Source organism: Sulfitobacter sp. 1A13353 (genome assembly GCF_043557255.1).
Lineage (GTDB): Bacteria > Pseudomonadota > Alphaproteobacteria > Rhodobacterales > Rhodobacteraceae > Sulfitobacter > Sulfitobacter faviae.
Genome location: NZ_JBIFFS010000003.1, coordinates 179,030 through 191,391 on the forward strand (window position 1 = coordinate 179,030; position 12,362 = coordinate 191,391).

Here is a 12,362-nt window from a genome sequence, read left to right on the forward strand (position 1 = left end):
CCGGAGGAGGGGGCCGCTATTAGGCAGGAGGAGACACCCATGAATGCCAGGGTACAGGATTTTCTAGCTGAGCAATTGGCGACCCGCCCAGAGGCACCAGCGCTGAGCGACGCCAGCGGCGCGGCTTGGAGCTTTGCCGATCTGGACCGCGCGCGTCGGGCTTTGGCGGCGGAGTTGCGGGCCGCGGGGGTGCAGGCGGGCGACCGCGTGCTGTTGATGGTGGAAAACTGCGTTTCCGCTGTGGCCGGGCTCTATGCCGCGTGGGAGTTGGACGCCGTGGCGATCCCCATCAACGCCCGCCAGAGCGAGGCCGAGGTCACCCGCATCATCAACCACGCCACCCCGGCGGCGGTTCTGCTGACCTGCGAGGTCTCGCCCGAGGCGGCGGCCCATGCAGCGCGGCTGGACGCACGCGAGATTGCGGGCGATTTCGGCAGCTTGCATCTGGCCACGCCACAGCCCAGCAGCCCGGATGCCGATCTGCATGACGTGGCGGTGTTGCTTTATACCACCGGCACCACGGGCGATCCCAAGGGCGTGATGCTGACCCATTCCAACCTGCGCTTCGGCGCCCGTGCCTCTGCCGATTTGCGGCAGATGGTGCCGGGGGATGTGGTCTATGGCGTCTTGCCGATGACCCATGTCTTCGGCCTCGTCTCGGTCCTGATGGCCGCCGTCAGCGCGGGCGCGAAGGTGCGGCAGGAGAGCCGCTTTTCCGCCGCGAAACTTCATGCTGCGACCCATGAGGACGTCACGATCCTGCCTGCGGTGCCGCAGATGCACGCGCTGGTCATGCAATACTCGCGCGAGCGCGGGATGCCGAAACTGGAAAGCCCGACCCTGCGCTATGTCTCCTCCGGCGGTGCGCCGCTCGACCCGGCGTGGAAGCGCAAGGCCGAGGCTTTCTACGAACTGCCCCTGCAAAACGGTTTCGGCATGACCGAGACCTGCTCGGGCGCCTCGGCCACGACCAATGCGCTTGGCTCCCCCGATACATCCGTCGGGCCGGTGACGCCGGGCACCGAGTGCAAGATCGACGACCAAGCCCCCGGCGGCAATGGCGCGGGAGAGGGCGAGGTGCTGGTGCGCGGCCCGCATGTGATGAAGGGCTATTACCGCAACCCGACCGAGACCGACAAAGCCATCGACGCCGAAGGCTGGCTGCACACCGGCGATTTGGGCAAGCTCGATGAGGAGGGGCGGCTGCACATCCTCGGACGCTCAAAAGAGTTGATCATCCACGGCGGTTTCAACGTCTACCCGCCCGAGGTGGAAGCCGCGTTGAACGATCACCCGCGCGTGGTGCAATCGGCGGTGGTCGGACGGCGGCGCGAGGGCGATGAAGAGGTGTTGGCCTTCGTGCAGGTCGCAGCGGGCGACCATGTCACGGCAGAGGAGTTGCGCGGTTTCGTCAAGGAACGGCTCACCGGCTACAAACGCCCCGCGCAGATCATCGTGGCGACCGATTTGCCCGCCGCACCCACGGGCAAGATCCTGAAGCACCGCTTGCTGACGGCCTTTGCCGATCAACTGGCGTGACAGGGCGGGGCGCAGAAGCGCCCCGCATCTCCATCAGACGTAGGTGCCTTCGGCAGCGGCGCGGATCGCGCGGATGTTCTCGCCGTAGGGTGCCGGATCGCTGACCGAGCCGCCCTTGAAGACGGCGGAACCCGCCACCAGCACATCGGCCCCGGCCTCGGCCACCAGCGGCGCGGTCTTGGGATCGACGCCGCCGTCGATCTCGATATGCACGGGCCGGTCGCCGATCATGCTGCGCAACTCGCGGATCTTGGCGGTCATGTCGATGAACTTCTGCCCGCCGAAACCGGGGTTCACGGTCATCACGCAGACCAGATCGACCATGTCGAGGATCTCGGCCACCGCGCTCGCCGGCGTGCCGGGGTTCAGCGCCACGCCCGCCTTGGCACCCGCGCCGCGGATCGCTTGCAGGGTGCGGTGGATATGGGGCGTGGCCTCCACATGGGCGGTAATGAAATCGGCGCCCGCCTTGGCGAAGGCTTCGATATAGGAGTCGACCGGGGCGATCATCAGATGCACGTCCATCACGCCCTTGATATGGGGCCGGATCGCCGCGCAGGTGGCGGGGCCGAAGGTGATGTTGGGCACGAAATGCCCGTCCATCACATCCACATGCACCCAGTCGGCGCCTTGGGCTTCGATGGCTTCGCATTCGGCGCCGAAATTGGCGAAATCGGCGGCGAGGATGGAGGGGGCGATCTTGATCGAACGGTCGAAAGTCATGGGGGCAGGCCTTTGTTACCAGGGTTGGCCCCTCATAGCGGCTGACCGCCCCCGGGGAAAGAGGGCTAGAGGTCGAGCTCCAGCACCCCGCCGGGCTGCGCTGCGCGGGACTGGCAGAGGATGATCGCCCCCTCGCGTTGCTTGGCCGAGAGCACGAAGTCGCGGTGCTCCACCTCGCCGCCGCGCAACCCGCATTTGCAGACGCCACAGATGCCGTCGGAGCATTTCAGGTCCACCGGCACCCCCGCCGCGATCAGCGCCTCGGCGGCGGTCTCCTCGGCCCCGACGTCGATCTCGCGGCCCGAGGAGAGCTTCAGCGTGAAGGGGTGGTTCTCGTAATCCGGCACCTCGGGGGTCGAGAAGTATTCAAGATGCCGCGCCTCTTCGGGGATGCCTGCGCCCTCGGCAGCGGCCATGACCGATTGCATATAGGCGTCCGCCCCGCAGGTGTAGACATGGGTGCCCTCGGGCGCGCGGGCCATGATCGCGGGCAGGTCGGCGCGGGTGTCCTCGGCGCTGATGTGCAGATGCACACGGTCGGCCCAAGCGGCCTGAGCGAGCTCCCCGGCAAAGGCTGCGGCCTCGCGGGTGGAGGCGGAGTAATGCAGGTCGAAAGGCCGCCCGAGCGCATGCAGCCGGTGGGCGAAGGCGATCATTGGCGTGATGCCGATGCCGCCGCCCATTAGCAGGCTGTGCGACGCGCCTTCGACCAGTTCGAAATGGTTCACCGGCTTGCCCACGAAGATGCGCCGCCCTTGGGTAAAGACTCGGTGCAACAGCGCCGAGCCGCCGCGGCCTTCGTCCTCGCGCAGCACCGCGATACGGTAGCGGCTACGGTCTTTGGGGTCGCCCAAGAGCGAATAGGGGCGCAGGTATTCCGGCGCCACCACGAGGTCGAGATGCGCGCCTGCGGTCCATGCGGGTAAACCGTGGCCTTCGGGATGGGCGATGTCGTAGAGCCGGGTAGTGGCGTTCAATTCCTCAACGGCGGTGATGCGCAGGTCGAGCACCGGCGTGTCGCTGCCGACCGCGTAAAGATGCAGGTGATCGGTCTCTCCGGCGGCGGTCTTGCGGCGATGTTCGTCGGCGCTGATCAGCGCGGCATGGGCCTTGATCCCGGCTTCGCGGTTCATCGGGTCGGGATAGGGCCAGGGATGCGGGGCCAGCGGGGCGGGGTAGACGGCCAGCGTCTGGTCCTCGAACTTGAGGTCCAGTTCCGGTTGCAGGTCGCGCGCGTTCACGGGTTGCGCGGGGGTATCGAACTGGCCCGACGGCTTGCGTTCGATGTCCCACCACCATTTCTTCACCGGGTTCAGACGTCCTTTGCCGACCTTGTCGTCGAGCTTGGCCAAGAGCGGTGCGGCGGCGGGGATGTTCGAGGCGGCCCAGCGGAAGGGCGCTTCGGCAAAGAGCCCTTCGAGGTTCCACGGGCAGGTCTTCATGCAGCGCCCGCACATGGCGCCGCCTTGGTTGGTGATCCGGTAGGTGGCGCATTTCTGGCTGTCGGATTTCCAAATCTCGTAGCCGTTGAACATCTTCTTCGGCCCCGCGGTGATCGCGCCGGAGGGGCATTCGCGGGCGCATTTGTTGCAGGCCTCGCAGAATTTCTGCAGGCCGAAGTCGATGGGCTTGTCGTGGGCGACGGGCAGGGTGGTGGTGACCACGCCGGATTTCAGCCGCGGGCCGAGGAAGGGGTTCAGGATCACCTCCCCGATGCGGCTGACCTCCCCCAAGCCCGCCAATAACAGAAGCGGCGGTTGCAGCACGTCGCCGTCCATCACCGTATGGGCCTTGGCGGCATGGCCGAGGTTGCGCAGGTGCTGCGCCAGCACGCCACCGAGCATCGAGAACCGCAGATAGGCGCGCATGGATTGCGACACGGCGATCCAATCGTCGCCCGAGGAGCCTTCCATCGTGTCATACCCCTGGTCGATGATCAGGCTCAGCGCCTGGTCATGCGGCGGGGTGATCGGGGTGCCGGTGGCATCGTGGCTGTACCATGTCCAGTCCGGGCAGGCCGAGAGGCCCGCGGCATCGGCGCCGAGGAAATAGCTCGCCGCCTTGAGGTTCGCCGCATTGCGGGCGGCATCCCCGGCCTCGGGGGCGCCTTCGTTCACCGGCCCGTCCTGCAGCAGGATCAGCGCGCCCAGCAGGCGGCGTTGCGCGGCGGAGGGGGCGGATTTGATCACGTGATGCCCGCCCTTCATGGCGTTTTGCACCTTCGGCCCCATGTCGCCGAACTGCCCGCGCGCAAAAAGGTCACCGCGTTTCGGCACACGCGGGACATTGGCGGCGTCGATATAGGTCGTGGGCTCCTCGACCCTCTTCAACGTCTCGAAAGGATGCGGCCCCATGGCATAATCGCGCCGGGCGTAAGGGTCGACGTCGCGGGCGCTGACGCCGCCGTGGGTGCCCAACTGCCAATGCGGCCCCTTCAGCACCGACCACGGCTGTTCGGCCAGCGGGGCGAGCGGCATGTCGGGCGCGAGGGCCATGTCGGTCGTCACCACCGCGAGGCCGAAGCGCGGGCCGATCCATGGCGCTTGCAGGCTGCCGTCCTCCATCACAGCCAGCCCCGCCGCCACGGCCAGTTGGCCGAGGTTCACGTCGGAGGTGGTGGCCGAATGCACCTTGGCCGCAAAGCCCAGTTGCCGGATGTATTCGGCAAGCACGGTGGCGTTCTCGGTGCCGCGCAGGCAGGCGCGCTCGGCTTGCGCGTCCATGATCCAGTCGCTGCCCGGCTCGCCCGCGCGCGGGTCGCGGGGGTAGGCGGTGAGGATCACCAGCGCATGACTGTGGCCGTCGATCGGGGTTTCTGGCGCATCCACGGCGTCGCGCAGGTTGGCCATGATCACATCGACGCCCGCGGCCAGCGTCTTGGTCTGTCGGCTGCGCAGACCTTCGGCCAATTGGGCGGTGCCTTGGCTGCGGCGCGGGTGGGGCAGCCGCGCCTCGCGCGGCAGGGCGCAGACGCCCATCATCGAGGCATCGTTGTAATAGCCAAAGGATTTCAGATGGTTGGCCCGCTCCTGCGGGCTGTCGGGGATCACCGCGCCCGCCCTGTTGACCGGCCCGTCGCGCAGCACGTCCATCATCGCCTGAAAGGGGGCCATGGCGTTGCAGATGCTCTGCGGCGTCTCGGGCCGCTCGAACCGCAGTTCCGGCTCGGGCGTCTTGGGCAGCCGGTCATGCGGTGCCTGTAACCGGCGCAGCCGTTCCAGCGGAAAGGGGCCGAGATGCATGGGGCGGGTCTTGGACGAAAAGAGCTTCATGGGCAAATCGATGCCACGCTTTGGGATGATATGCTAGCCTTGGTTGTATCGGTAAACACTGCTCTCGCTTGACTTTTTGCGCAGCCGCCGACCATGCTGCGGCAAAATTGGAGGAGTAAGACCATGACCCTGTTCACCCGCCGTCAGGCCATCGCAACTTTGGGCGCCGCAACGGCTGTGGGGCTGGCGGCACCGGCACTGGCGCAGAACCGCAAGATCACCCTGGGCGCGCTGCGTTTCACCAGCCACGCGGGCAGCTTTGTCGGCTTTGAACGGGACTATTTCAAAGAGGCCGGTCTGGATGTCGAACTGCGCTTTTTCGAGGCCGCGCAGCCGATGGCTGTGGCGATTGCCAGCGGCGATGTGGACTATGCGATCACCGCGATTTCCGGCGGGCTGGTGTCGCTGGCGCAAAAGGGCGCGGTCAAGGTGATCGGCGGCGGCCTGCAAGAAGAGCAGGGCATCGACGGGCAAAAGTTCCTCGTCTCCGACGCGGCCTATCAGGCGGGCATCACTGCGCCGGGCATGTTGGACGGCAAGAGCTTTGGCATGACGCAGGCGGGGTCGTCCTTCCACTACATGGGTTCCAAAATGGCCGCGGCTGAGGGGATCGACCTCAAGTTCAAGCCGCTGCAAAAGGTCGGCGCGGTGATCGGCGCGCTGAAGTCGGGCCAGATCGACGCATGGTCGATCGTGCCGCATATCGCCAAGCCGCTGGCCGGGTCGGGTGCCGTGCATATCATCGGCGATGTGGCGACCTATCTGCCGGATTATCAGGTGACCACGGTCTTCACCTCGACCAAAAACGCCACGGATGAGCAGGAGATGACCAAGAATTTCCTCGCCGGTTATTCCAAAGGTGTCGCCGATTACAACGCGGCGATGATCGCCAAGGAAGGCGGCGATGCGGGCGTGGATGAGATGGTCGATCTGATCCACAAATATGTCTACACCGACCGCCCGCGCGACAAAGCCGCGCCTTCGATCATCAACGGCACCATGCGCCTGAACGAAGGGGCCAAGCTGAACGTCGCCTCGGTCCGCGATCAGTTGGAGTGGTTCCAATCCGAAGGGTTGGTCGATGCCGACATCACTTTGGAGACGCTGATCGACACCTCTTATGTCGAAACGGCGGGCAGCTGAACGCCCTCTCCTTTAATAGCTACACTGTGCAAGGCGCGCTCGCCAGGGGCGCGCCTTTTGCTTTCGGGCTTGCAAGGGGATTTCCGCCCCGCATGACTGGCAATGCCGCCGCGCCAAGATACCTATGATGCTGAGACGGGGCCAAGCCCCTGAGCAGAAAACGGGAATCGGCAGTGAGCGACGGCAGTTTTTTCGCCCTGAACGGCTATCATTTCGCATTGGGGGCCGTGGGGGCGGTGGTCATCCTTGCCCATTGGCTGCCCCGTTTTTTCAGCCGTCGTGAGCCTGCGGCCTCGGGGTTGTTGATCCTTTTGGGCATGGGGGTTTTCGCCCTTGTCCCCGGCATGCCGACATTCCCCGACCCCCGCGCGATGCCCTTCCCATGGGAGGTCGTCTCGGAGCTTTGCGTCATCGTCGCGCTTTTCGCGACGGGGCTAAGGATTGACCGGCTTTCGGATTGGTCCCGCTGGGGGCCGACGGCGCGGTTGCTGGCGCTGACCATGCCGTTGACGATCCTGTCGGTCGCGCTGATGGGCTGGGCCTTTGCGGGGATGACTGCGGCGGGCGCGATCCTCTTGGGGGCGGTGATGGCGCCCACTGATCCGGTTTTGGCCGCCGATGTGCAGGTTGGTCCACCGCATGAGGGCGGCGAGCATCCGGTGCGTTTCGCCCTGACCACCGAGGCGGCGCTGAATGACGGTTTGGCTTTTCCTTTCGTCTACCTTGGTATTCTGGTCGCGGCCGAGGGGTTGGCCCCGGCCTCTTGGGGCGTGGAATGGCTGGCGCGCGATGTCTTTTGGCGCATCGCCGTGGGGGCCGCCATGGGGGCTGCGGGGGGCTGGGCCTTGGGGCAGGTTCTGTTTGCAGTGCCTCGTAATGCGGTGCTGGCCGAAACCTCTTCAGGGGTGGTGGCCTTGGCGGGGGTGCTGTTGTGCTATGGCACCACCGAATTGGCCGAGGGCTATGGCTTTATCGCCGTGGCAATGGCCGGTCTGGTGATCCGGCGGGTCGAGGCGGATCACGCATTCCACCGCCGTTTGCATGACTTCACCGCCGCTGTCGAACACGCGCTGACGGCGCTTTTGCTGGTGGCGATCGGCGCGGTGATGCCTGCCTTGCTGAGCGATCTGACCCTTGCAGGCGCGGTGATCGTGCTGGCGCTGATCTTTGTCGTGCGCCCCTTGGCGGGGTGGCTGTCGCTTATGGGCACGCCGCTTGAGACGCGCCCCCGCTGGGTTATCGCGCTCTATGGGATACGGGGGATCGGGTCGATCTATTACCTCGCCTATGCGGCGGGGAAGGTCGAGTTTCTGGACGAGGAGCCGCTGTGGGCGATGGTGGGTTTTGCCATCCTTCTGTCGACCTTGGTGCATGGGTTCACCGCCGGGATCGCGGTGGACGGGCTGCGCGGCAAGGGGGAGCCGCCCTCCTAACCGACCCCGCGTGGCAGGGCGGTCGCGCCCGCATGCGGATCGCACATTGCGCGCGGGGCGTTTTTGCTGAAAAAGGGCGGCATGGATCTCAAGCTTTCCTCCGTCAGCCATTACTATGGCGAAACCCAAGTGTTGCGTGACATCACGCTCGACATTCCCTCCGGCCAGATCGTCTGCATCGTCGGCCCGTCGGGTTGTGGCAAGTCCACTTTGCTGCGGATGCTGGGCGGGTTGGAACGCCCCAGCGAAGGCCGGGTGTTGCAAATGGGCGATGCGCCGGCGGGCTGTCTGAACCCGCTGACCTATATTTTTCAGGACTTCGCCCTGCTGCCTTGGCGCAGCGTGCGCGGCAATGTGGCGCTGGTGCTGGAGGGGCATGGGCTGGGCAAGGCGCGGCGCGAGGCGATCATCGCCGATGTCTTGGCGCGGACCAAGTTGACCGATTTCGCCGATGCGCTGCCCAAGCAGTTGTCGGGCGGGATGAAACAGCGGGTGGCGATTGCCCGAGCGCTGGCTGTGAACCCTGCCGTGATGCTGATGGATGAGCCGCTGAGCGCGCTCGACAGCCAGACCCGCGAATTGCTGATGGATGACCTCGTGGCGCTCTGGACGCGCCAGCCTTTCACGGCGGTCTATGTGACCCACAACCTCGCCGAGGCCGTGCGGCTGGGGCATAAGATCGTCGTCCTGTCGCGCCGTCCGGGCGAGCTGCGCGAGGTGGTGGAGTTGGACATGCCGCTGGCCGAGCGGCGCCACGGCGATCCGGTATTGGAGGCGCAGCAACAGCACCTTTGGGGCTTGATGCGTGATGAGGCCGCGGCGGCGGATGCGGAGTTGATCGATGGCTGAAATGACGGATGTGAATGCCCGCGAGGTCATCTTTCGCGGCGGCGGCTTCCAGCCCGGCACGCGGCGCGGCGTGGGGCTTGCGGTCTTTGTGGTGCTGATCCTGCTGGCGGAATGGGGCACGCGCAGCGGTTTCATCTCACCCCTGACCCTGCCGCGGCCCAGCGATGTCTTGCTGACCTTTCAAGAGCTTTATCAGTCGGGGATGCTGTTCAAACACCTCGGCCCCTCGCTGACCCGTCTGGCGGTGGGCGCGCTGATCGGTGCCTCATTGGGCATCGGCATTGGCGTGTTGATCGGGTTGTTCTCTCTGGTCCGCGCGGGGTTGGTGCCGCTGGTGGCGGCGATCTTCCCGATCCCCAAGATCGCGCTGCTGCCGCTCTTTGTCATCTGGTTCGGCATCGACGAGGCCAGCAAATACGCGCTGATCGCCTTTGGCACCTTCACGCCCACGGTGGTGGCGACCTATGCGGCGGTCGACAACGTTGACCGGGTGCTGATCCGCATGGGGCAGAGTTTCGGGCTTGGCTGGTGGTCGATCGTGTCCAAGATCGTGGTGCCCGGCGCGATGCCGGGGATCCTTTCTGGGCTGCGGATTTCGCTGACGATCGCGATTATCCTGCTGGTGGCGGCAGAGATGCTGGGCGCGGAATATGGGATTGGGGCGTATATCCTGCAGGCGGGGAGCTTGTATGATCTGGAGCGGCTTTTCGCGGGCGTGGTGATCCTGTCGTTGCTGGGCGTGGCGGTCTCTGCGGCTGTGGCCTTTGTGGAGCGGCGCGTGTTGCGCTGGCGGGTCTAACACAAGGGCCAGCGCCTGCCCGCGGGTGGGCGATCTGACGGTCCCTCGTGCCACTTTATGGTTCAACCGTGATGTGCGTCCCGCGAGGTCACGCTCAGCCTCACCAAATCGCCTACCCGTCCGGGCGGGCAGGCGATGGCCCGGCGCCTGCGGCTTGATTCCGGGCTGGGGTGGTAGTCCTGAACGGCTTTGCTATCAATAGCGCCAACCGCCTTCACCAACGGACCCTCACCATGACCGAACACACCACCACCCACGCCGCCGACGAAGACGCGCGCAACCGCGACATCAAGATCTACGTCAACGGCGACATCCTGCACCGCGACGAGGCCAAAGTCTCGGTCTATGACGCGGGCTTCATGCTGGGCGATGGCATCTGGGAAGGCATGCGCCTCTATAACGGCACATGGGCCTTCTTCGATGAGCATATGGACCGCTTCTTCAACTCCTGCAAAGCGATCTCGCTCGATGTGGGGATGGACAAGGCCGGCATCGCCGACGCCCTGCGCCGCACGGCCGAGGCGAATGACATGCACGATGACGTGCACTGCCGCCTGATGCTGACGCGCGGGATCAAGGACAAACCCTTCCAGCACCCGTCGCTTAGCACCACTGGGCCGACGCTGGTGATCATCATGGAGCATTCCAAACCCGTGGACCGGCTGCAGTCCAAGGGCATCCGTCTGGCCTCGGTCCCGCAGGTGCGCGGCCTACCGCACAGCCAAGACCCGAAGCTTAACAGCCATTCCAAGCTCAACTGCATCATCGCCTGCCTTCAGGCCGAAGAAGCGGGCGCGGATGAGGCGCTGATGCTCGACCCGCAGGGCTTCGTGAACACCACCAATGCCTGTAACTTCTTCATCGTGCGCCGGGGCGAGGTTTGGACCTCGACCGGGGACTATTGCATGAACGGGGTGACGCGGCAGAAGGTCATCGACCTCTGCCACGCGAATGGCATCCCGATGAAGGAAAAGAACTTCTCGCTCTACGAGGCTTACGGCGCGGATGAGGCTTTCCTCACCGGCACCTTTGGCGCGCAAACCCCGGTGGCCGAGATTGACGGCAAACCTATCGGCGCGGGCGAGCGGCCTGTCACCAAACGCATCCAAGCGCTGTACAAAGAGCTGATCAAACAGCACACGGCCTGAACGCCGCGAGGGTGCCCGCCCCCGCAAAGGGGCGGGCGGCATCTTAGGAGACCATGCGCTTGAGCGCGGGCACGCGGCGCAGCAGGAGCCAATCCAGCAGCCCCACGACCAGCAGGGTGACCCCCGCCATCGGAAAGGCCAGCGCCACCACCAGACCGACCACAACCGCGCCTTTCCACAGCGTCATATTGCGCGGCGCCGGCGGGGCCGAAAGCCAACCGGCAGGATTTGCCGGGCGGCGTTTCCACCACATCACCACGCCCGAGACGCAAAGAAAGATCACCGACAGGCAAAACAGCGTATTGGCCAAAACGCTCGGCCAACCCAGGGTGCCCATATGCAGCGCGATGCCCACGGCCATCGCCTTGCCGGCCAGCGAATAATCCTCATAGCGCACATCGGCGAGGATCTTGCCCGTGTGCCGGTCGATATGCACCGTCCGGTCACTGGTGGGGTCTTCGGCATCGGTGTTCATCGAATCGCGGCTCAGCGTCCAAACCCCGTCCTCGCCGCGCGGCAGGTTCATCTGATAGCGCGCGTCAAAGCCGATCTGCCGGGCCAGCGCGTCGATGGTGTCAAGCGTGGCCGGCGTGCCTTCGGCCAATCCCGTCACCCCGGCATCGCTGCCTGAGGCGGGCATCGGGGTTTGCTCCAGCGCCCAAGGCACCTCCTTGGGCCCGTGGTTCATGCTGGCGTGGAGGTCATCCGACAGCGGGGCCTCCCATTTCTCTGCCGGGAACTGGCTCCAAGCCTGCACCATCTTCTCGCCCCAGATACCGGCCCACGACAGCCCGGAGATCAGGAAGAAGAACAGCACCACCGACACCCAAAGCCCGATCGCCCCGTGCAGGGATTTCCACAAGGCCCGCCCACGGCCCAATCGCGGAAGCAGTGCCGCGCGCAAACCGGTGCCGCGCGGCCACCAGAGGTAGAGCCCCGTGGCGATCAGCACCATGCCAAGCGAGGCCGCGATCTCGATCATGCGGTCGCCGGTCACGCCTAATAGCAGGCTGCCGTGGATGTTGTCGGCCATGTCGTACCAGCCGCTGCGGCGCGGGAAGCTGGCGAGGACTTCGGCGGTATAGGGATCGACGGCGACCATGGTCGCCACGTCATGCGCGTCCACCCGAAAGATCGCGGCCAGATCATCGGCGCGGGGGGCGACATATTGCACAAGGGTGCCGCCTTCGATGCTGGCCTGTGCGGCGGCGGCCTGATCGGAGAGGGCAAGGGGCGCGTCTTGGGGCGTGACGGCAATCCGCTCTCCGTCCCGGCCGCCGATGAAGGCGATCCAAAGCATCACGAGCCCGGTTAGGGCGAGCATGATGAAAAAGGGGATGACATAGACCCCGGCATAGAAATGCCAGCGCCAAGCGGCGCGGTAAAAGCTGTTCGCACGTTGCGTGTTGTCGTTTTGCAGGGCTGCCGCGCCTGCAGGATCGATGGAAACCATGTG

At 65.5% G+C, this 12,362-nt stretch carries 9 protein-coding genes; 6 read left to right on the forward strand and 3 right to left on the reverse strand.

The window, feature by feature from the left end; genetic code table 11:
* Nucleotides 1–39 precede the first annotated feature (39 nt).
* Nucleotides 40–1,539, forward strand: coding sequence for a class I adenylate-forming enzyme family protein (locus tag ACGYLO_RS08200; RefSeq protein ID WP_271689052.1), 1,500 nt, complete (start codon nt 40–42; stop codon nt 1,537–1,539).
* 33 nt (nt 1,540–1,572) lie between these two features.
* On the opposite strand, the gene rpe is transcribed toward ACGYLO_RS08200, so the two are convergent.
* On the reverse strand, nt 1,573–2,262 hold the full coding sequence (gene rpe, locus ACGYLO_RS08205; protein WP_271689053.1) for a ribulose-phosphate 3-epimerase: 690 nt from the start codon (nt 2,260–2,262) through the stop codon (nt 1,573–1,575).
* A 65-nt stretch (nt 2,263–2,327) separates the two neighbouring features.
* The gene (locus tag ACGYLO_RS08210; RefSeq protein WP_271689055.1) at nt 2,328–5,534 is read right to left on the reverse strand and encodes a 4Fe-4S double cluster binding domain-containing protein; all 3,207 of its coding nucleotides are present in this window, start codon (nt 5,532–5,534) and stop codon (nt 2,328–2,330) included.
* Nucleotides 5,535–5,657: 123 nt separating this feature from the next.
* Between ACGYLO_RS08210 and ACGYLO_RS08215 the strand changes: the two genes are divergently transcribed.
* The 5 genes from ACGYLO_RS08215 to ACGYLO_RS08235 all read left to right on the forward strand — a co-directional run bounded on the left by ACGYLO_RS08215 (nt 5,658) and on the right by ACGYLO_RS08235 (nt 10,906).
* Nucleotides 5,658–6,677 carry an ABC transporter substrate-binding protein gene (locus ACGYLO_RS08215; RefSeq protein WP_271689056.1) on the forward strand — a complete coding sequence of 340 codons (1,020 nt, stop codon included), beginning with the start codon at nt 5,658–5,660 and terminating at the stop codon, nt 6,675–6,677.
* 173 nt (nt 6,678–6,850) lie between these two features.
* Nucleotides 6,851–8,110 (forward strand): sodium:proton antiporter, encoded by a 1,260-nt coding sequence (locus ACGYLO_RS08220; protein WP_271689057.1) that lies wholly within the window; start codon nt 6,851–6,853, stop codon nt 8,108–8,110.
* A gap of 81 nt (nt 8,111–8,191) precedes the next feature.
* Nucleotides 8,192–8,959 (forward strand): ABC transporter ATP-binding protein, encoded by a 768-nt coding sequence (locus ACGYLO_RS08225; RefSeq protein ID WP_271689058.1) that lies wholly within the window; start codon nt 8,192–8,194, stop codon nt 8,957–8,959.
* Nucleotides 8,952–9,758 carry an ABC transporter permease gene (locus tag ACGYLO_RS08230; RefSeq protein ID WP_271689059.1) on the forward strand — a complete coding sequence of 269 codons (807 nt, stop codon included), beginning with the start codon at nt 8,952–8,954 and terminating at the stop codon, nt 9,756–9,758. Before ACGYLO_RS08225 ends, ACGYLO_RS08230 begins: the two co-directional genes overlap by 8 nt.
* Before the next feature lie 233 nt (nt 9,759–9,991).
* Nucleotides 9,992–10,906 (forward strand): D-amino acid aminotransferase, encoded by a 915-nt coding sequence (locus ACGYLO_RS08235; RefSeq protein WP_271689060.1) that lies wholly within the window; start codon nt 9,992–9,994, stop codon nt 10,904–10,906.
* 43 nt (nt 10,907–10,949) lie between these two features.
* Here the strand turns inward: ACGYLO_RS08235 and ACGYLO_RS08240 are convergent, their stop codons facing one another.
* Nucleotides 10,950–12,359: a PepSY domain-containing protein gene (locus tag ACGYLO_RS08240; RefSeq protein WP_271689061.1), complete on the reverse strand. Its 1,410-nt coding sequence runs from the start codon at nt 12,357–12,359 to the stop codon at nt 10,950–10,952.
* Nucleotides 12,360–12,362: the final 3 nt, after the last annotated feature.

Excerpts from the sequence above, each read along its gene's own strand:
- ACGYLO_RS08200 (WP_271689052.1), top strand. The coding sequence starts at position 40 with ATGAATGCCAGGGTACAGGATTTTCTAGCTGAGCAATTGGCGACCCGC.
- ACGYLO_RS08230 (WP_271689059.1), top strand. The coding sequence starts at position 8,952 with ATGGCTGAAATGACGGATGTGAATGCCCGCGAGGTCATCTTTCGCGGC.
- rpe (WP_271689053.1), bottom strand. The coding sequence starts at position 2,262 with ATGACTTTCGACCGTTCGATCAAGATCGCCCCCTCCATCCTCGCCGCC.
- ACGYLO_RS08235 (WP_271689060.1), top strand. The coding sequence starts at position 9,992 with ATGACCGAACACACCACCACCCACGCCGCCGACGAAGACGCGCGCAAC.
- ACGYLO_RS08215 (WP_271689056.1), top strand. The coding sequence starts at position 5,658 with ATGACCCTGTTCACCCGCCGTCAGGCCATCGCAACTTTGGGCGCCGCA.
- ACGYLO_RS08225 (WP_271689058.1), top strand. The coding sequence starts at position 8,192 with ATGGATCTCAAGCTTTCCTCCGTCAGCCATTACTATGGCGAAACCCAA.
- ACGYLO_RS08210 (WP_271689055.1), bottom strand. The coding sequence starts at position 5,534 with ATGAAGCTCTTTTCGTCCAAGACCCGCCCCATGCATCTCGGCCCCTTT.
- ACGYLO_RS08240 (WP_271689061.1), bottom strand. The coding sequence starts at position 12,359 with ATGGTTTCCATCGATCCTGCAGGCGCGGCAGCCCTGCAAAACGACAAC.